General features: G+C 52.4%; 14 protein-coding genes. 6 read left to right on the forward strand and 8 right to left on the reverse strand.

The annotated features are described in order from the left end of the window. Window positions 1–40 precede the first annotated feature (40 nt). Window positions 41–475 carry a hypothetical protein gene (locus CA13_RS15915; RefSeq protein WP_146398232.1) on the reverse strand — a complete coding sequence of 145 codons (435 nt, stop codon included), beginning with the start codon at window positions 473–475 and terminating at the stop codon, window positions 41–43. 315 nt (window positions 476–790) lie between these two features. Here CA13_RS15915 and CA13_RS15920 point away from each other — a divergent pair, with 315 nt between their 5' ends. Further along, entirely contained in the window at window positions 791–3,259 is a 2,469-nt protein-coding gene (locus CA13_RS15920) for a coiled-coil domain-containing protein (protein ID WP_146398234.1), read from the forward strand. 350 nt (window positions 3,260–3,609) lie between these two features. Here the strand turns inward: CA13_RS15920 and CA13_RS15925 are convergent, their stop codons facing one another. The 3 genes from CA13_RS15925 to CA13_RS15935 are packed head-to-tail and all read right to left on the reverse strand — an operon-like array spanning window position 3,610 to window position 8,323. Continuing rightward, window positions 3,610–5,412: an IRE (iron responsive element) gene (locus CA13_RS15925; protein ID WP_146398235.1), complete on the reverse strand. Its 1,803-nt coding sequence runs from the start codon at window positions 5,410–5,412 to the stop codon at window positions 3,610–3,612. Then, window positions 5,409–7,304, reverse strand: coding sequence for an ABC transporter permease (locus tag CA13_RS15930; protein ID WP_146398237.1), 1,896 nt, complete (start codon window positions 7,302–7,304; stop codon window positions 5,409–5,411). Before CA13_RS15930 ends, CA13_RS15925 begins: the two co-directional genes overlap by 4 nt. Further along, on the reverse strand, window positions 7,304–8,323 hold the full coding sequence (locus CA13_RS15935; protein ID WP_146398239.1) for an ABC transporter ATP-binding protein: 1,020 nt from the start codon (window positions 8,321–8,323) through the stop codon (window positions 7,304–7,306). Before CA13_RS15935 ends, CA13_RS15930 begins: the two co-directional genes overlap by 1 nt. A 225-nt stretch (window positions 8,324–8,548) precedes the next feature. Between CA13_RS15935 and CA13_RS15940 the strand changes: the two genes are divergently transcribed. Continuing rightward, window positions 8,549–10,069, forward strand: a complete 1,521-nt coding sequence (locus tag CA13_RS15940) for a bifunctional folylpolyglutamate synthase/dihydrofolate synthase (RefSeq protein WP_146398241.1) — start codon at window positions 8,549–8,551, stop codon at window positions 10,067–10,069. Between the two features lie 46 nt (window positions 10,070–10,115). On the opposite strand, the gene CA13_RS35255 is transcribed toward CA13_RS15940, so the two are convergent. After that, window positions 10,116–10,988: a hypothetical protein gene (locus CA13_RS35255; protein WP_419194431.1), complete on the reverse strand. Its 873-nt coding sequence runs from the start codon at window positions 10,986–10,988 to the stop codon at window positions 10,116–10,118. Window positions 10,989–11,058: 70 nt separating this feature from the next. Between CA13_RS35255 and CA13_RS15950 the strand changes: the two genes are divergently transcribed. The 3 genes from CA13_RS15950 (at window position 11,059) to CA13_RS15960 (ending at window position 15,007) form a co-directional block, all read left to right on the forward strand. Beyond that, window positions 11,059–11,670, forward strand: a complete 612-nt coding sequence (locus CA13_RS15950) for a 4'-phosphopantetheinyl transferase family protein (protein WP_146398243.1) — start codon at window positions 11,059–11,061, stop codon at window positions 11,668–11,670. A 115-nt stretch (window positions 11,671–11,785) separates the two neighbouring features. Further along, entirely contained in the window at window positions 11,786–12,460 is a 675-nt protein-coding gene (locus CA13_RS15955) for a tellurite resistance TerB family protein (protein WP_146398245.1), read from the forward strand. Window positions 12,461–12,949: 489 nt separating this feature from the next. Further along, entirely contained in the window at window positions 12,950–15,007 is a 2,058-nt protein-coding gene (locus CA13_RS15960) for a M13 family metallopeptidase (protein WP_146398247.1), read from the forward strand. A gap of 39 nt (window positions 15,008–15,046) precedes the next feature. On the opposite strand, the gene CA13_RS15965 is transcribed toward CA13_RS15960, so the two are convergent. Further along, window positions 15,047–15,844 (reverse strand): SDR family NAD(P)-dependent oxidoreductase, encoded by a 798-nt coding sequence (locus CA13_RS15965; RefSeq protein WP_146398249.1) that lies wholly within the window; start codon window positions 15,842–15,844, stop codon window positions 15,047–15,049. A gap of 483 nt (window positions 15,845–16,327) precedes the next feature. On the opposite strand from CA13_RS15965, the gene CA13_RS15970 reads away from it, so the two are divergent. After that, entirely contained in the window at window positions 16,328–17,608 is a 1,281-nt protein-coding gene (locus CA13_RS15970; RefSeq protein ID WP_146398251.1) for an outer membrane protein assembly factor BamB family protein, read from the forward strand. Between the two features lie 333 nt (window positions 17,609–17,941). On the opposite strand, the gene CA13_RS15975 is transcribed toward CA13_RS15970, so the two are convergent. Both CA13_RS15975 and CA13_RS15980 read right to left on the reverse strand, forming a co-directional pair. Further along, window positions 17,942–18,370 (reverse strand): hypothetical protein, encoded by a 429-nt coding sequence (locus tag CA13_RS15975; RefSeq protein ID WP_146398253.1) that lies wholly within the window; start codon window positions 18,368–18,370, stop codon window positions 17,942–17,944. Further along, entirely contained in the window at window positions 18,370–20,727 is a 2,358-nt protein-coding gene (locus CA13_RS15980) for a PulJ/GspJ family protein (protein ID WP_146398255.1), read from the reverse strand. The genes CA13_RS15975 and CA13_RS15980 overlap by 1 nt, the downstream gene beginning before the upstream one ends. Between the last annotated feature and the right edge of the window lie 11 nt (window positions 20,728–20,738).

The following is a 20,738-nucleotide window of genomic DNA, read 5'->3' on the forward strand; positions in this document are numbered from 1 at the left end:
TGCTCTGCTTGCTCTGCTTGCTCTGCTTGCAGCATCCCGATCACTTCGGCCACGTCAAGTCAGTGAGCAATTCAATCATCTGGGCGGCCACCTTGAACGATGCACAGACACCGCCCATGGTGACTAGACGCTCGCAAGAAACGCAGTGGAACTCGGCTTCGGAGAAACCCGCGGGGCCGTCGCGAACCTCAAGATCGCGATGTTTCACGCTCACGCTGCACCGCTTACCGCACTGGGGACACGCGCGAGCCTCGTCGAACCTTTTGGCTTGTGGTCGCTGCTCGGTCTGGTCGAATTCGGTGGCGGTGAGCTTGCCGATCTCGTGCCCGCGCTCTTCGATTTCGTTCCAAGTCAGCTCGATCGGCGGGCCGTTCTCTCCATAGGTCTCGGCGCTGATCATCCGCCCGAGCTCCTGCATCTGATCCAATACTTTAGGCGAGAACCGGGAGCGGCGTTTTTCGACAGTTTCTGACACCACAGGGCCCCTCCTAGATCACCAAACCTACCCATCCTGCGACGATTCTAGACTCAAACCTGGAAATTGCACTCCCAATCTCAAACAACCAGACCTTCGCCGATTAGCGTGCCTGCGCCCCGCACGAGGGGTTGGTCTAGGGAGAGGGAAGGGGGGGAATATCGAGGTCGACATCGGCTCGCGAATCTTGCTAGAGACAGATGAATCCGTGTGCACGAGTTTTGCGATAGACACCCTGTGAAGGGAGTGTCAATCGCCAGGGCTCAAAAAACAGTGCATTTCCCATTCCTGTCCGTTCCGATTGTGGAATAGAAGATGAACGCGTTATTTGGGCTTCCTGCCGTTTCAATCTTGCTTTTCGTCCTTGCAGGTGTCTTGATTGGGCACTTGCTTTGGTATCGCGACACCTCAAGTGAACGCAAGAAGATGCGGGAAAGCGAAGATCGGTATTTGAAGTCGCGCGGCGTCGTTCGCCAACGCAAGCAGCAATTCGCCCAACTTCAAACCCAGCTCAAAACGAGAGAAGCTGAATTCGAAAAGAAAGCGTCTGATTGCGATCACTTAGCAAATCAGAACGAGGAATTGAAAAATGCAATCGAGAAATTTCATGCTTTATCCGAAGGCCACCAGCGCAGTGGGGATGAAGCAAACGCGGAATTAGCGGCCGAACGAAAAAGGAGCGAATTGCTAAAAGACCAGCTCCAAGAAGTCTTAAAGCAAAAGACGGATGTCGAAGCGAAACACGAAACGGCGACACAGTTAGTCGAGCAGCGAGAAGCGGAAGTAACGAAACAAGCCAAAGCGTTTCAGTCCAGTGAGGCAACTGTTCAACAGCTCGAAATTGAAATCGAGACGCTCAAGAATAGCCAACACGATTCGGTTGCAGCCAACCGCAACATTCAAGAACAACTGCAGGATCGAATCAAAGACCTTCATGCCCGCGATGCTCAGTTAGCTGAACTCAAGAAACAATTGGCCGAATCGACTAGCCAAGTCCATCAGCAAAAGCAACGCTTCGATAGCCTGTCCAACGACATCACCCAAAAACAAAGTCGACTTGGAGAACTTGGTCAACAAGTCGAAGCTCTTTTGCCATTGCGCGAGCAATTGGCAGAAACGAGGACACAGTTCGACGAAGCGAAACAAACCAATACCGAATTGCAAACAACGATCGAACGATATCTCGAAGAAATTGCACTCCTGCATAAACAGCTTGGCGAAGCGAAGCAAACCACCAGTGGGGCTCAGGCAGCGATCGAACAAAATGTCGATGAAATCACCGCCTTGCGAGAGCTGCTTGGTGAAGCGAAACAAACCAACAGCGAAGCGACACAAACTAACAGCCAATTGCAGGCGACGATCGAAGAAAGACTCGAAGAAAGTGCCTTGTTGCAGGAGCAACTTGGCGAAGCAAAACAAGCCCACAGCGAAGCAAAACAAGCCCACAGCGAAGCGAGACAAGCCCACAGCGAAGCTCAGACAACCATCCAGCAAAAAGCAGATGAAATTGCAGTCTTACAACAACAGCTAGGTGAGGCAAAAGATACCAACGGCGAACTGCAGGCAAAGGTTGAACAGAATCTCGCTGACATTGCTTGCTTGCAAGAACAAATCGGAGATTTGTCGCCACTGCAAGACGTCGTTGCTGATAAGCAAAGCGAATTGCTGAAAATGCAGCAGCGATTGGCGTCGCTCCAATCGGGCTTTGATGAATCAAGGGATGAGTCTCAGCATAAAGACGCCGAGATTGAAACACTAAAGGGTCAGTTGGTAGAGGCGGAAAGTACTGCAGAACAACTCGCCGACGCGAACCATCGCTTGGCCGAATATCAAGTGCAGCTTGTTGAAGCGAAATCGAAACTTGATGAGTCAGCCGAGCGAATAAAAGTGATCTCGGATGAAAATACTGGGCTTCGTAATTCGATCGAGTTGAAACAATCCGACGCGGACCAATTGCACGCTCAATTAGACCAGCTCGAGGCCACGTCGGACGAACTCGAGAAAGCGAAAGAAGTGGTCAGCGTACAGCGAGAACAAATTGCCGTACTGCAGCAGCAATCGGCAGAATTGAGGGGCGAAGTCGAGCGACTGCTTCCATCGGTTGCCGAAGCAGTATCACTGAAAGAGCAGATTGAAAAAGTCACCAATGAATATGAAGGACTCAAAACCGTTAATCAACAACGTCGGTTGCAAGTCACCAGCCAATCGGAGCAGATTGAAAAGCTTGAAGTTGAATTGAAACAGCTAACGGCAATTCGCCAACAACTCGAAGCAGCCAACCAGGCATCGCAAGAGCAAATCCGGTCGATCATTGAAGATCGCCGCATCGTGATCGAAGCACGGGACCAATTCGAATCCAACCTTGCAGAAGCGAACCATTCCTTGATCGAATCACGCACTGCCACCGAACGATTGCAAACCGAAACAACAAGCCTTCAAAAGCAACTGGAACAAACCAATCGCCATCGATCGGAAATGCAAACGCAGATAGCCGACCAAGAGAAATCGATCCACCAAATGCAAGTTCATTTGGTAAGCCTCGAAAAATTGCGTCCTGAAAATGCATCGCTTCAGACGAAAATTGCTGAATTGATCCAGCGTTTGAAGGAAGCCACTGCGGAGCTCGAAGACAGTCTCGAAGCGAATGTGAAAGCGGAGAATCGCATCCGTGATTTAGAGTCGCAAATTCACGATCATGCAGGAAAAATACGCGAGCTGCGCCGCACGCGAGTGGCAATGCCAAACCTTGATAATGATCAGCCACCTAAGAAGCGAGCGGCCTAAACACACCGACACAATGGCTTGAAGACTGCCGCTTTAGCCAACATCAAAGACTGAATGGGAGCGACAGCAATCGGGTCATGGTGAAGTCTCTGGGGCTGTCGCCCCCATTCCAATCCGAAGAATAGTCCGAAGCCAAAGCTCCGAGACTCCATTGTTTCGCCATAGGGCTGGAGAGGAAATCAGGCTTTTCGAACCCAACGATGTGGAAAATTTCCCGGTGGAATTGTCGCGGCACTGATGGTTGATCGGACGATCACCTGAGCTTCTGTGAATCGTGTCCACGGCAACCCCCGTTGCCAAGCGTTTGAAGACGGGCTGCTACCGTCAGCCGAAAGGCGGGCAATAAACGACTATGCTGCGGTCGATTCTTCGGTCGCTTCGTCTGCTGAGGACTGCTCCGGAATCTCGCCCGATTCGGTGCTTTCTTCGCTAGGCGTTTCGTTCAGCTCGGATTCCGACTCCGTTGGTGCAGCTTCGTCGGACGTGGTTTCAGCTTCCTCCACCACTTGCTCCTCTTGTTCCATCTGCTCGGATTGCTCGGCTTCCGAATCTTCCGTTTCGGCTGCTGCGGCCTTGGCTTCTGCGTCGGCCTTTGCTTTGCGTTCGCGTTCCATTTCTTCAGCCGCTTCGCGTTCGCGTTCGCGTTCTTGTTCTTCGAGTTCCTTCTTGCGTTCGGCTAACTTCGCTTTCTGTGTGTTCCGAACTTCCTCGTACAACACAGCATCGACTTGTCCGTATTCTCCCATCATTTCCACAAACGCCAGTAATGGGAAATCTTCGGGGAGGTCTTCGCTGTCGATCGCAATCGAATAACGGCGAATCGATTTTGCCAAATCTTGGGCGGAATCATCGATCGTCAAGATTGGATAGTCGTCGAAGATCTCGGCCCAAATCGCAAATGCTTCCTCGTATTTCTCGATTGCTTTGTCAAGTTCCGCAGCTTCATTCGCTTTTTCAGCTTCATAGATCAAACGGCGGGCTTTGATTGTTCGCCGTTCTTGCTCGGCTTGCGCCAACATATCCCAGTAAGGATAGTTGATCTGTTTGCGATAGCCGTCTGTCTTCACGCGGCGTTCTTCGATGTCTTTCAGCTCGCCGGCCAACTCAATGGCACGCATCCGATCAGCATCGGGTGCCTTCTTTGCAAAGGGCATGTAGTCCGGTTGCCATTGGTTTTCAATTCCAGGTAACTCTTCACCGGTCAATTCGCGGAACTCCGCCAATCGCAATGCCTTTAACCGAACTAGCTCATCAAGTTGCCCGAGTTTGATCGTAAACGGCGAGGTTGTCGGAACACTGCGTTCGCCGAATTGTTGCCAGGTTTCCGAAGCCAACTCCCATGCGTTTCTAGCGCGTTCATCGAGGACACCTTCGTCTTCGATCGCTTCGGCGTGCTTGATACGCCACTTCGGGCCGGTTTCAAAAAAGTTCAGTGGAGTTTGGCGCCGAATTTTGACTCCCGAATCGACCATGTCGTATCCGTGGTTCAGCCACAATCGTCCGACGAGCCAATTGTCTGGTTTAAAGAATGGCCCTCGAGCCTCAGGACTGTCGACATTGATTCCCTGTTCGACCAACGATTTATGCAACACTTCGTCGTCGGCGAAAAGTCGGCGGAACTGAGTTTTTTCGTCGGACGTTCCCATTTTGGAACCATAGAACCATCCGGTATACCAAATCAATCGAGGCGCATTGCGGTTTTGGCGAACGCCCTTGGTGAGGAACTCCGTCCCTTCGCGGACCATTTCGTAGCGTTGGCGGTAATCGTCAAACTCGGTCGACACGTTGTATGCCAAATTATGCGCTTGATGCTCCCAGACTTTATCAAAGTGAGGTTGCAGCAACGAAATTTGGTTCAATGTCGCCTTGTAGCGATCCCATTCATGTAGCACCTTGAAATGGTGCGCCTTGCCCCAAAGCAGCGTAGCGGCGACACCACGAAGTCCGAGCGAAGCGAGTTTCATCGTTTCACTCGCAGGGCTGATTTCGCCTAAGTCACTCTCAGCGATGTTGAACTTATCACGCATTTCTGCAAGTTGTCCGCCGGAATCCCCCGAACCACCACTGGGTTGACCCAGCATGTAGAGCGGAACCAGCATTGCCAACATGACAACCAAGTAAATGAGTTTTCGACCAAGTGCTGTAATTTTCATGCCGCGATCTCACGCGATTTCAAGAAGAAGTAACTGACAATGAATGCCAAAATGCAGTAGCCCAACGTCGCGGCAGCATGCCGGCCTAAAAGGGCGCCGAAAATATCGAATCCACTCGCGGCGTATTCCGCGGTTCCAACCATTTTCGGCAAGTTGGGAAGTGCCGTTGCGATCGCGTCTAACGTGTAAACAATCCCCGAATCGAGCGTTGTGATGACTTTGCCTGCTACCGCATCGACGTCCAACTGGGTTGTCATTGCGTCTTGTTTAAGCAGCCGGATCATCGATTCGATTGGTCCGCCACCGCGATTGATTCCAGCATCCATGTAGTAGCGTGTGTCGTAAACTTGTTCGGCAGAAAAGCCGAGCAGCACGCAGACGAACGTGGCGACCATCGCGACGGGACCGCTCAAAAAAGTACTGAACATCACTCCAAATGCGATGACCATCGTCATTTGAAGCCAAATCGAAATGTAAGCTTTGGTTAAGTTCCAAGCGAAACTGTTTTCAGCAGCACGTAAATAGACGCCACTCTTAGTGACACCCAAATACTGGCTACTATCGAGACAGCGAATTTGGACGATTAAGTCGCCGTTCTTATCAACCAAATCATCGAATACGTTGAGCATTCGAGTTTCGTTGCCGTCGGTTCCTTCAATCGCCGTTGGTAGTAATTTCTCGTCAACCGAGTACTCGTCCACGATAAAGGTGATCGGGTTACTGCGGATCGACTGCTCAGGGTGCTTCATCGTGATCGAGCCACGAATCCCCGTTTCAATGTCCCCTTTGAACGAGCGATACGCACGAAGCGACATGTCCAAAGGCAAGCCGTTGGGATACCGAGCCTCGCTAACATCGTGAAATGTAAATTCAGCGACTCCGAGAGTTCCTCCTTCAACATAACCGTGTTCTGCGCGACGAGGCCCTTTCGAGACGCCGACCAATCGTGAAATGCCGGCGCTACCGTAACCTTCATTGACTTTTTCGTTGCCAACGTCGATCCCGGCTTCTTGTTCATTTCCTTGTCGGTCGTAGAACTGAACGTCGCCGTACGAGGGAATTCGAGCACGAAGAGCATCGGTCACGATGCCGATCGTAAACGTGCCATCTTCACCGCGTGTGACCACGTGGCGGTGTCCGCGAACCATATCGGTCAACCCGCGTCCATCCGAATCGGGATCGATTGAAAACGAGTGTTCGTGTCCGCGAACATAGTCGGTTTTGCCTTCGAGTCGTCCGTCGCTCAGTTCATGAACATCAGCAACTTCCAAGTGAGTGTGGCGAATTCCACGTGTCACAAACAAATAACTTGCGAATCCCATCGGAACAAGCATCATCGAGCCAACAGCGACAAATCCAAGCATCCGGCCCAGCACAATCTCGGTCGGTCGTACGGGCTTGGTCACGATCGTATAAATCGTCTTGGCCTTGATATCCGCAGGCAACGAAAACGCACTGATGAACAGAGCGAGCGCTAGAATCAAATAGTTGGTCGCCGTCAATACAAAGCTAATGTAGAGTCGCGCCGGATCATCACTTTCCGGGTTGAGGTACCAGCCGGCAAGCAGAAGTCCAACGACGAACAAGCCGACAACAAACAACACTCTCCGCCGGATTGCTTCCTTGAACGCCAAGCGTGCTAGGGCGATAACGCGACGAATCGAAGTGCCGGGTAGGTCAAATCGAACCAAATCGCGTACGGTTCGCGCAACCGCATAAAAACCTTCACTCGGTCCGTAGCGGGCTGCGGAAATGACGTAACCAGCAATGAGTCCAAGCACAATTGCTAAGACAAAAAGGACGATTCCTTGAAGTAATGCACTTTCAAGAAACGCATTGGGGCGAACGAGCCACTCGTAGAATGACCAGAAATCTTCGGGTTGCAGCGTCATTAACCAGCATCCTCCGAGCTGTTGCCCGCCGAATCAGAATCTTCGGACGACGAGTCCGCCGACGTTTGGCCGTCTGCCGAAACACGCCTGGCGCCTGGTCTCGCTTCGCTTTCGCGGACAATGTTCAAGAACAAGTCTTCCATTGTTGCGGTTGGGTTGTCGATCGATTCGACCGTGCCGCCGTGGCGACGAATCACATCGGCAATTTCGGACTTTGCGGCATCGTTGAGCCCGCGAGCGTGAACTTCGGTGACATCTTGGACTTTCAACAAATCCGATACGCGGCCGAGTTCCTTCAATTCGCCCTGGTGCAAAATCGCGACTCGGTCGCAAACGTCTTGGACATCCGCCAATTGGTGACTGCACAAAAGTACCGTTTTGCCCTGGTCGCGAAGAGCCAAAATCAGGTCCTTCATCTCTCGAGTCCCAATCGGGTCCAAACCCGTGGTCGGCTCGTCGAGCAAAATCAAGTCAGGGTCGTTGATCAACGCTTGGGCCAAACCGACCCGTCGCGTCATCCCTTTACTGTATTCCTTCAGTTGACGGTGCTTGGCCCCTGAGAGGCCTACCAATTTGATCAACTCGTCGACCCGCTTTTTCCGGTCGGCACCCGACATGTTGAATAGCCGCCCGTAAAAATCGAGTGTTTCTTCGGCGGTCAAAAATTTGTAGAGATACGACTCTTCGGGCAAGTAACCGATTCGCTCGTTCTTGCTGGTTTCCGACGCATCCTTGTCAAACACCAGCACGCGGCCGCTTGAGGGGAACAGCAATCCGAGAATCAACTTGATTGTCGTCGATTTACCCGAGCCGTTGGGGCCGAGCAGACCGAAGATTTCGCCTTGACGCACTTCAATATCGAGCGATTTCAGAGCGCTGACTTTTTTCCGCCCCCAAAAGTCGCGGAAAATCTTGCTCAAGTTTCGGGTTTCAATCACCACACCCGAATCGGTGGTCGTCGGGTTTGGGGTGGCGGTCGGGTCAGTTGACTCGGCGACCGCAGTAGCATCGGTATCCACGAGCAAACGCTTCCGTTGTAGAGAAGGGACGAAGATGATAATTACAGGGTCTTTACGTTACGGCGAGGTCTAGCAAACGGTTCGGATTTTTGTCTACGCCCCAGTTTGGAGGGGATTTTTGACGGGTTCAGGTGGTAAGTAGCCTGGCTCGACCCCACAAGACGCATCAAGACGCATTGCCAAATCGTACCCGATCAGCCTACAAAACGTCTCTTTCTTCCGCCGATGTTTAGCCTGCGAGCGATCGTTTTGACCGATTTGCCATCCGATCCGAAGCCCCCCGATCGCCCGAGCACGGCCTCCCAGTTGCTGGCCGCTCAACATAGCCAAGCATCTTCCCCAAGCAACCTCACCCACCAAGAGGCACTGAGCTTTCTATACGATCGGATCAACTACGAAGGAGTGGTGACGACTTCTCGGTATCCTTTTCGGCTCCGCCGGATGGCTGAATTGGTCGAACGTCTTGGGATCGGAGCCTACCTTTACCAAGCCGACTCACACGGCCATGCTCCTCCGAAACCGCTAGTCCACATAGCGGGGACCAAGGGAAAAGGTTCCACCGCGGCGATGGTCGCGTCAATCCTGACGGCCGCTGGGTTGCGAACCGGGCTTTATACTTCGCCTCACTTGAATGACCTCGAAGAACGGTTCCAGATCGATTCGGTGCCCTGTGAACCGGCCGAATTCATTGCCCTTATCGAACGTATACGCCCCGTCGTCGAAACAATGGATCGGGACCGTGGGTTGGCGCCGACGTTCTTCGAACTGACCACGGCCATGGCAATGCTCCACTTTCATCTTCGATCGTGCGACGCCATTGTTTTAGAGGTGGGGCTTGGTGGGCGACTCGACAGCACCAATGTTTTTGCGTCATCGGTTACGGCGATCACCAGTATCGGGCTCGACCACCAGCATGTGCTTGGTAACACGATTACTGAAATCGCAACGGAAAAAGCAGGGATTTTCAAGCCGGTTGTCCCGGTCGTCTCAGGCGTCGTCCGACCCGAAGCGATCGAAGTGGTTCACCGTAACGCAGCCGAGGGGCAATCGCCAATCTATCAATACCAACGTGACTTTCATATTCAATCGAGCCCCGAACCGGATTGGGGCAGCGAGCTAGTCTACACCGCAAATCGATCCCCTTTGTCCACAATGGCCAAGGCGCATTTAGCACTCGAAGGGAAACACCAAGCGGCCAATGCCGCGGTTGCAATCGCAGTGACCGATGTCCTTCGTGATGCGTTAGGCACGACCGGCCAAACGATTTCGGAAGCGAATATCTCCGCAGGACTGGCCGACGTTCAATCGATCGCTCGTGTCGAGCGATTTGATTTAGAACGAGGCATCACGGCGATTCTCGATGCCGCGCACAACGAGGACTCTATCGCCGCGTTGGTCGAAGTTTTGAACTCGCGATTTCAAAATCGGACGATCACGATCGTGTTCGGTACCAGTCGCGATAAAGCAGCCGAAACGATGTTGGCACAATTAGCGCCGATCGCTCACCGGTTATATTTGACTCAGTACAAAAATAATCCGCGTCGCCGCGACCCATCGGAATTGTTTGCGATGCTGAGTTCCAAGTACCAAACGCACGCGATGGTGATCGAAGACCCCGTCGAAGCTTGTGAGCAAGCGAAAGCAAGTACACCCGATGGTGGAGTCGTGGTTGTTTGCGGATCGTTTTTCCTAGCCGCCGAGACCCGCCCAACGATGGACGCCTTCCGTTCCGAGAAAGATGCGTAACGCGGCACGGATGATGCAGCATTAAGGACGCGAAACGATAAGGCAACTATCCTAGCATCAGTTCCACATCGCCAAGTGGCATGTTTAGCTTCTCGCTGATTTGTTTGGCCGTTAGTCCCTCTTTGGCCATCGACCGGATGTGATTCCAAATTGCCGAATGCGGTCTGCGACTCGATTTCTCAGCCTTCGGCTCCGCGATCGGTTCCCTTTTCATGAGCTCATTGGGGATCGGCTCAGTTGTGATCGGTGAAGCGGCTGTTGGTGGGACCATTCCCAACATTTCGATCCTCGCATCCATTTGACGCATTAGCGATTGGACGATGGCAATGCGTGTGTCCAACTCGGCGGTCAATTCACGCTGAACCTCGTACATCGCAATTTGCCAACGCTGGACCTCCGGCGGTGCATCGCAAAGTGGAACCGATGGTTCTTTGTGTTCGCGAATGGCCTTGATTGCTTTATTGGCGGCCCGCGCGTCGGTATTGACCCGTTTTCGCATCCGGATCGTCCGTCGTGCTAAAACCCACCCTAACAAGATGAAACCGGCGACCATCCAAAGTTGAGCCTGTTGCATTTCGGCTAGAAACAGCATCTTTTGCTTCCCCAAAGTAGGCACGAGCGAAGGTTTTCGGCAACAATAGGAGTCGGCGGCAATGGCCGACGCTTTCCCCTTCTTGAAAGAATCGGCATTCCACCCCTCGATTCCGGCTATCAATTGAATCAATTGGGTTTGCCCCAGCATTAACGCATCGTCTCTCTTTGTCGTATTGTCTGTTTCTTCCGAATCTAACGAAATAACCGCTTTGTTTGCCGACCATTCACCACACAAAACCAACGGGACCGTACGAGTTTGGCACGCGTCGAGCTCCTCGTCTGCCCCCGGACGTGTCGAATCGTTTTGCCAACAAGGGCTAAGCAAAATCGAGCTTGATCGAGCCGCTCGGTTCCGAGTGCCGACGAGTCGCAATCAACACATCGTTGGTCGGGGAATGGCCAGGCATTTACTCTGTCATGCCACCCAATCGGCGAAGGTCACGCCCGACGCGATCGAATTTTCCTGCTTGCAGCACGGCAAGCCAATCGTTCAGGCTCCTCCCGAGGCAGCCCAGCCGTTCAATATCGCTCATACGGACGGACTTGTGCTGTGCGGCATTGCCCCCCAGCACCACCTGCAATTGGGGGTCGACGTCGAACGACTCGACCGCCGAACCGATACGGAATTGGCCGCCCGGTACTTTTCGGCTCCGGAGGTTGAATATGTCTTCTCGTTTAGCAACGAGACGTGCCGCCACCACGCCTTCCTAAAAGTCTGGACGCTGAAGGAAGCATTTATCAAGGCAATTGGAACGGGACTGCACACTCCGCTCGCGAATTTCGCGTTTGAGAATATCGACTCCACTTCACCAACAATTCGAATGCTCAGCCCAGAGCTAGAAAGTAATTTGAATTGGCGGTTTTTTTCCTGTTATCCGCGTGACTCTTTTATCGCAGCGATTGCCGTTGCGGCCAACCAGGACGAGGCAGCAGTCTCGATGGAGCTTCACGATTTTGATTCCTTCGTGCATCAAAACTCAGCTTCAAGCGATCCGAAAGGGCCTTAACAGGCGATGAAAATCGCTGGTGGTGGTCGCGTGGTCACTAGCGTTGGTTGGGATTCGGATCTGCAAACAGTCACTCCCTTTTCACTACATTTTTCTTAACGGAAGGTTCTTTACGATGGATGCAATGGACGTACTAGGCGCTTTGCTTGGCCAAAAATCAAAAAAAGGCGGCGCGGGTGCCCAAATCCTCAAGGATATGCTCGGCGGGGGCAAACGGCCTGCTCCGGCGCCTCCTAAATCACGTACTTCATCACGAATGCAACGCCCTAACACGATTGATGGTGCGGCAAAATCGCTTGAAGATATTCTCGGGGTTTCCAACGAACGCCATCAAACTCGAACCCAATCGCGATCCGCACCTTCGGCTCCATCGATGCCCAAAGCACAACTGCCCGAACGCAGTCGCCAAGCCCCCGCGGCGGATGCACCAATGAACGCTCAATCGGAGGTCTTGGTGCGAGCGATGATTAGCGCCGCGAAATCCGATGGTCAAATTGATCAAGCCGAACAAGACAATATCTTGAAGCAATTCGGCCAAGTTTCGCAGGATGAGGTTGCTTTCTTGCGAGCCGAATTTGCCAAGCCAATCGACGTCCGAGAGTTGGCTTGGTCGGTCCCGCTAGGCCTCGAAGAGCAAGTCTATTCGGTCTCGCTATTGGCAATGGACCTTGATGAAAACAAAGAGGCGCAATACCTCGGTGAACTAGCCCGTGGCCTTCGTTTGCCACCCCAAAAGTGCAACGAAATCCATCGGCAATATAGGGCGCCCGAGATTTTCCAGACAAGTTAAGTTGTCGGAACCAAACGTCTAGCATTTGCCCATTCGGAGCGTCAACGAGCAGGCCTGCATTTTGAAAAAAAACGCAGGTTTCTGCTTGCGCAAGAGCAAGTGATAGTGGAATCGCAGGTAGAACCAACCGCGAAGGCCATGCCGCTTTTGAGTTTGAAATTGTTGTGAATTGCAGCATTTCTTCACCTGAGCGATGCTGCCCAACTAGCCTGTTTGCGGGTAAGTACGTTGCTTATCCGTTACGGCAAAATGCTGCGAATCAGCCGACAAGCGTTAGCCTATGGTCCAAGCACGTTTTGTGAGGGACATGGGACGTAAACGCGTTTCGGCTGATCGGTATGATGCACCTTTTGCCGGCAGTGCCTCACTTCTTTTGCCTCGCCTCTTTCGGTGTGATTCGGTAGGCACCACTCGTTCCCCTTTGCTTTCTGGCCTACAATCGACAAACACAAATTTCTCCTCTCTCAATGATGCCGGAGCCAGCGACGCATGCCACGTTTTGCCGTCAATTTTTTATCCATTTCGACCGCGTTTGTCCTCCTCTCTCTTGTTTCGAAGCCAGCGGACGGCCAAGAAGGGACAACCACAAAAGTCTCGGGGATTGATAAGTCGCTGTTTGGTGACACGATCGATCCCGGCGAGAATTTCTACGAATACGCCAATAATAAATGGCTTAGCACGACCAAAATTCCCGCTGACAAATCGGACTACGGAATTTTCACGATTCTGAACGATGAAACTCGCGAGCAAGTGCGTGAGCTGATTGAGGAAGTGGCCAAGCAGCAGAACGACCCAGGATCGGCAGCACAGAAAGTCGGTGACCTGTACCGTAGCGTCATGAATACAGATTCTCGAAACGCTGCCGGTATCACGCCCATCAACGGACTGATTAAAAAAATCAATGCGATCGAATCTAAACAAGACCTCGCAAAAGTTCTTGGCGAACTTGGGCGGAATGGGGTCCATGGTCCTATCGCTGCTTACATTGATGTGGATGCAAAAGACAGCGACCAATACACCGTTTACATCACTCAAACCGGCTTGACGTTGCCCGATCGCGACTACTACATCGAAGACCAGCCTCGTTACATCGAACTTCGTAAACAACTCAAAGGCTACATCGGCGACATGCTTGCCAAGCTCGAACCCAACGGCGGCCCGATTAGCGACGAGGAAATCGAATCCGTTTACGAGATTGAACGTCAAATCGCCGAGGCCCAGTGGAGTAAGACCGAAAACCGCGATCCTGAAAAGACCTACAACGCGATTTCGAGCGAGGCTCTTGGCTCAAAGCTTGACGCCTTCGATTGGCAAGCCTACGCACAAACCGCTGGCCTGATCCAACAAGACGAGCTCGTCATTCGCCAGCCAACTTATCTCGACGCATTTGCCAAGTTGTTTGCATCAACGGATATCGATGCATGGAAAACCTATTTGCGATTCCATTTGATAGATCGCTACGCGTCCTCGCTAACCAAAGATTTAGAACAACGAAGCTTCGATTTTCACGGTACTGCCGTGAGCGGTATAAGCGAACAAGAACCGCTTTGGAAACGAGCCGTCAACACGACTAGCAGTGTGCTCGGCGAATTGGTTGGGCAAGTCTATGTCGAGCGTCATTTCAAGCCAGCGGCCAAGAATCGGATGACCGAATTAGTGGAAAATTTGAAGCGTGCGTTCGCAAAACGAATCGAATCACGTGACTGGATGAGCGCAGGGACAAAGAAGCAAGCTCTTGAGAAGTTGACCCTGTTTACGACCAAAATTGGCTACCCCGACGAATGGAAGGATTACTCCAAGCTGAGTATTCAGTCCGACAATTTAGCATCCAATTTGATTGCGGCTGCGAATTTTGAAGACCAACGGGCACTCGACAAACTCGGCGGTCCGATTGATCGAAACGAATGGCACATGACGCCCCAGACAATCAATGCCTACTACAACCCGACCATGAACGAGATCGTGTTTCCGGCAGCGATCTTGCAACCGCCGTTTTTCAATATGGCTGCCGACGATGCGGTCAATTACGGTTCGATCGGTGCCGTGATCGGCCACGAGCTAAGCCACGGTTTTGACGACAAAGGGAGCAAGTATGACGGGCGTGGAAATCTGCGTTCCTGGTGGACGCCCTCGGATCGCGAAGAATTCGAACGCCGCGCCAAGATCCTTTCGGATCAATACAGCACCTTCGAGCCGGTCGAAGGAAACTTTGTCAACGGTGATTTGACTCTCGGCGAAAACATCGGTGACCTTGGCGGACTGAGCGTCGCGTACGAGGCCTACCAATTGTCACTCGATGGCAAAGAAGCGGACGTGATCGATGGATTGACCGGTGACCAGCGGTTCTTTCTGGGGTGGTCGCAAATTTGGCGTCGGCTCTATCGCAATCAAGAGCTGCTAAAGCGATTGATCACCGACCCGCACAGCCCGAGCGAATACCGCGTCAATGGCATCGTGCGAAATATGGACGCGTGGTACGAAGCCTTTAACATCAAACCGAACGACCCGCTGTATCTAGAGCCGGAAGAACGCGTCCGCATTTGGTAGTTGGGACGGTGAGATTTTTGTCAAGAAACGGTGGGTGGTTTACTGCAGCCTGCCCCACTGGCCTTCGCTCACCGACCATCCTCCATCAACGTTGAGTTGTTGGCCGGTCGTGAACCGAGAACCATCGCTCATGAAGTAAACTGCCGCTGCGTCGAGGTCCGACGCTTTGCCGTTTCGACCACCGTCGAGCGGCTGCTTTGTGGCAATGAAACTTTGAATCGTGTCGTCCTGCGATGCTCGCTGAGACATTGGCGTTTCCACAAGTGCCGGCGCTAAGACATTGATTCGAATGTTGTCTTTGGCATAGTAAGCAGCGATCGATCGCGTGAATCCGTTAATCGCTGATTTGGTGGCTGCGTAAGTGTGGCTGGCAAAATATTTTGGTGACGGGCGATGTCCCAGCACCGAACCCATGTTCAAGATGCTGCCGCCGCTGCCTTGTTTCAAAAATTGCACGACCGCTGCACGGTTCGATTTGAATAGACTCGTCAAATTCAGATCGACCGTATACTGCCAACCTTCGTCGGTAATTTCATGCAGTGGACCATCTCCCATGGAGCGACCGCTGCCACCGGCGACATGATACAGCCCGTCGAAACGCCCGAACTTCGATAGCGACAATCCGATGGCGGAAGGCGCGGTGTCCGACTCGATTGCGTCGCCCACGAATGAAACAGCTTTGCCACCGATCGCTTCGGTTGCCGCCGCCGCATTCGCACCATCACGTCCCACAATCACCACACTCGCACCTTCATCGACAAATGTTTTCGCCGCGGATAGTCCAAGTCCCGTGGTTCCACCGATGATGACAATCGATTTGTCGACAAGCAACGACATCGTATTCGCTCAAAAAGAAAAACAGACCTAGTGCTTGGTCAACCTTCAACTTTGGGATCCGGCCGTAGCGGAAGTCGTCAAGACTTTCGGTAATTACGGGGCCGTCCAAAACTCTTGACGAGTTCCGCTACTCCACAACTAAATCTGGATGGAGCACTCGTCCCAACGAACCGGTCCCAATGGATAACGCAAATCATAGTTCGTGAAGATGGGGATTCCTAGTTGCCTCGCACCGCACTCCGAGCAAATCTGTATTTCAAAATGACTTGGGCAATGAATTTTGGCATGGCGGTCTACATCGTGATTTCTCCGTTCAGACCGCCGAGTTACAATACCCAAATTGATCAAATGCATTCCCATACGCGAGGTCCGTAAGCCATGGCGAGTCCCGCGGCAGCGCGGTAGCATTGCGGAACTGCATGTGTTCCGTCACTTCGTATCAGTGGTGACTTTCGTCTTTACCCATTTTTTATAGAGACCAACATGCCCAAAAGTAGACTGCAGATCCTCAGCCTAGGTGTTTTTGTTCTTTTGGGAGATCGCTCTTTGCCAGCCGAACAGTGGACCCAATATCTTGGATCGGATTACGGGCGGACAGCTGAAACAAACATTGCCGAAGTTTGGGATTCGAATGGTGTTAACTGGAAAACGCCCCTGCCGGGCCGTGGCGCATCCAGTCCGGTAGTGTTCGAAGATCGTATTTATTTGACCGCTTACACGGGTTATGGAATCGATCCGGGGAATCCTGGAAACGCCAGTGACTTGGTGCGACATCTGCTCTGTATCGATCCCCAAAACGGCAAAATCGTTTGGCAGAAATCGGTTCCGGCAAAATCAGACAAGAACGACTTCAACACATGGGGAGTCGGTGTTCATGGATACGCATCGAGTACGCCTGCGGTCGACGATACCGGCATCTATGTCTTCTTTGGTGCCACGGGGGTGATCGCGTTTGACCACCAAGGAAACGAGCGTTGGCGAGTCAATGTGGGCTCGAAAACGCACTCGTTTGGTGCAGGAAATTCACCTGTCTTGTACCAAGAGATGGTGATCGTGAACGCCAGTGTCGAAAGTGGCGATTTGATTGCGTTGAAGAAGTCCGATGGTAGCCAGGTGTGGCGACAACAAGGGATGGCCCAAGCGTGGAACACACCCGTGATCTATCAAGGACTCGGTGGCAACGATGAGTTAGCCGTATCGATCAAGGGCAAGATCCTGGCATTCGATCCCAATACGGGCAAGCCACTTTGGAATTGCGATGGTATCGATGACTATATTTGTCCCCACATCACGGTTCAGGACGGCGTACTCTACGCGGGTGGTGGTCGTCGTAGTCGCATGATTGCGATTCGTAGCGGCGGAAGCGGTGACGTGACCGATTCGCATCGGATTTGGGATGTTGCCAAAGGATCCAATGTTTGCTCGCCCGTTTACCACGAAGGAAATCTCTATTGGGCCAAGGAAAAGGGCGGTATCTTGTACTGTGCCGACGCTGCGACGGGCGAAATCAAATACGAAGAACGACTTGATCCAAAAAGTGATTTGATTTACGCGTCGCCATTATTGGCCGATGGTCGGTTGTATTACGTCAGCCGCAAAAACGGGATCTTTGTGGTCGCGGCAACCCCCAAGTTTGAATTGCTCGCGCATACCAAACTCCAAGGCGACGACTCCGTCTTCAACGCCGCGCCCGTCCCACTGCCTGGCGGAGCGGTGCTTCTGCGCAGTGACAGTTATCTCTACCGAATCGGTCCAGGGAAATAATTCGATAACAGAAGTTGGCGAGACTTTCGGACAGGGGCAATCCCTGTTCGGGGCAAACCATTGGCAAGAAAACGTGCCGATCACCCAATGACGATGGTGACCGTGTTTATTTCAGCCGCATACTTTTCAGCCGCCGAACCGCAGATCGCCGCGAAGATGGCGGTCCGTATTCGGTTCTCCGTTTTAATCCCAAAGGGATGTCAGCCATTAGCCGTAGGTCGCGATAACGCAGTTACGGTCCGATAGCGGCAATAGCGTATCTCGATACCCTTCGCGGTCGAACCAGAAGCTGTGTTCCGTATTCCAGTGGTGTTCGCTTCGCTCGATCACCGGCTAATGGCTTGAACGCTTTTGGAGTAGTTCGAGAGGGTCTACAGAGGACTTTCTACTGATCACGGAACTGCCGCGGCTAATTACTTTCCAAGACGCCTGACCGCTTCGCACCGATAAATAGGTCGGATCGTTTGGTGTCAGGCAAACATCATCGCTGCGAAAGGCTCCGAGTTCGGATGGATCATCGACGATGCCATTAAAATCATCATCGATTTCGGCCCGTCCCGGCAAGCCATCGGCCCCCGCAAATAAAATCACCTCCGCATCGGGATCGAAGTGGCGTGAAGGTGTTTGCGGAAGGCCGTTTTCTTTCGGCGAGGAAGCAGTCTTGACTGCGGATCGATGCGATGAGGCATCCATCATCGACCGCGCACGGATGACAACGGGGCCAATCATTAGAACGCCGATGAGCAATGACAAGCGTCGCATCAATCGAGGCTTTCAATCACTGTAAACTGGGTCATCTGATTCGATGCTGGATCACCCATACGGATCGTGATACTTATCGCGGGTAGCGGCGCATTAATCGGAGCGGAAGTCTCAGGATCGGTTGGAATCACATTCCCTGTGTCCACTGAAAATGGTAGAGGCGTGGCCGCCGGCGTTGGCAGGCGAGCGTTGCGCCCCGCGACGGTACTGACCGCATCATTGAGTACCCAGGTTGTTCCAACCATCTGGCCTCCAGTCACAGCACCGCTCGTGCGATGTGTTTGATCGAATCCATCGGTTTCATAACCGTCAGTCCATGTGTCGTATGTCGGTTGGAAAAAAGCGATATCACCAGTACCTGACGAATGCACCAATTTGCCACTGCGTTTGATATCGTTAAGGGTGGCGACGGGGATTGGGTAACCGGAAAATTGGGAGACGAGGAAGTTGGTGTAATTAAACGCAACGCGAGGTTGAGGCGTCGCCGGTGCTGTAATCGCAGGGGTTTTCGTTGAGGCTGTGTATTGCATCAAATCACGTAGCGGACCGCCTGCGAGATAGGGGTAGTAGAGATCTACGAAGTCACCGCGTGAAGCTAACATATGCTGGTGAAAGCCTCCTGTGCCCGCAACGTCAGGGCTGAAAACTCCGTCTCTTATAATGTTGTAGATGCCTTCATCGCCCATATGAACCAATTCATCATCACTTCCAACGGCCCCTAATTCTGAAACGTATTGGCCACCGTAAATAGCCGTTTGATCGATTGCATCGGCACCTGATGTGGGAACTCCATCATCATTAACGCCTTCTCGTCCCGGCGCGCCATCGAGCCCGCTGGTTAGAAAAATCGGCGCGGTTTGATCAAAACCCTTGATGTCAAAAGCCAACAAATTGGCAGCGATGACATCTTCACCCGATCGATCCCATCTTGGGTCGTTTGCAACCAAGTAACCGCGTTGCCAATGATCGGTCGTGCCAGCGGTAGCAGGCGGATTTGCATCTCCAAGTTCAAATTGAGGCAGTAGCCATCCATTGAACAACCCAGATCGCGTCGCGGGTGCCCCAAGAGCATTCACCGTTGTTAAGTTCGGATGGTGACCATTAGGAACCCAGGGGCTAGCTGCGTTCAAGACGGTGTTGTTGGTTCCTAACGCCAATAGGGGCATCGAAGTTGCATAGTCGGATCCTGTGGTTCCACGTCCGAAATGTCTGCCCGGATACCGTACGTGTGCAAATCGGTTGTGTGGCTGTACGAGGTCCTCTAGCGAATTTGCTGCAACGTATGGCGTTGGTTCCCCGGTCACTGGATGCACGACCCGGCGCAAGGAAAGGTCAAAGAAATGGTGAAGCGGCGTCATTCCCACTAGCCAATTGCTATTGAAGAATTGTGTATTGTCAGTGGCCGTCGTCCCATCAACGTAATTCGAGAACATCGGAGTTGGCGGAGTCGCCGCGGCACCATTATTAATGCCAATCGGATAGAGCCGTTGAAGTGCAGTAGGGACCGCATCGGGATTCGTACTGTTATTCAGTGGGCGTAGAACATTTGCTTCCACTCGAACTAATGGTGCTGCATAGGGAAGCGTCCTGCGCACATTCAGATCAGGGCGGATCAGCAGCACTCGCTGATGAAGTTTGATGCGGTCAGGAACACCGTCCATATCTTGATCCTGGTACTTTGGCATCGCGCTTGGATGAGCCTCATACTGAAGCGTGTTGGTCGCCGCATCCACATCCCACTGCGGTGAGGCCCACATGATAATTTCTGCGTATTTGGATCGAATGATCCGAGGTTCCATCGGATCGGCTGCGGAGTCGTCTACCAAATAGGCAGGCACCTTTCCGGTAAACCAATCATCACCAGGTGCTTCGGCTGTAAATGCAACATAGTCATCAAAGTCCCCGATCCGCGAATGACGTTTGTATGTCGGGCCCTTTTCAATGTCTTGGTCGTAGTAATCGGTTGTTCCATCGGTGTCTGTGTCGGTGGTGTCCGATGCTCGGTATACGGTTCCATCGGTTCCAATTCGAACGGGCTCGTCAGCGTATGTTCCAAACGTGCTTTCCGTCAAAGGACCTTCGTAATAGACAAAGTATCCTTTTCCCGATTGCGACGAAATCGGTGGTTTCGCGTCTACGGTACGAGCACTCAGATCAGACCGTAAACGGAAACTAATGCCTCGTAGTTTACTGCTCAGGCTGACTTTGCTTCGGCCCTCTTTCATGTTGCGGCCGATGAACGCAAACGAACGTCCCAGAGCTGCCATTAGCACCAAGGTGATGGTCATTGCCACCAATAATTCCACCAAGGTGAAAGCAGGCAGTCGTCGAGCGTGAAATAGTCTTATTCGATTCATGGTCTTCTCCC

The sequence above is a fragment of the Novipirellula herctigrandis genome (assembly GCA_007859835.1).
In the GTDB taxonomy this organism is placed as follows: Bacteria; Planctomycetota; Planctomycetia; order Pirellulales; family Pirellulaceae; genus Novipirellula_A; species Novipirellula_A herctigrandis.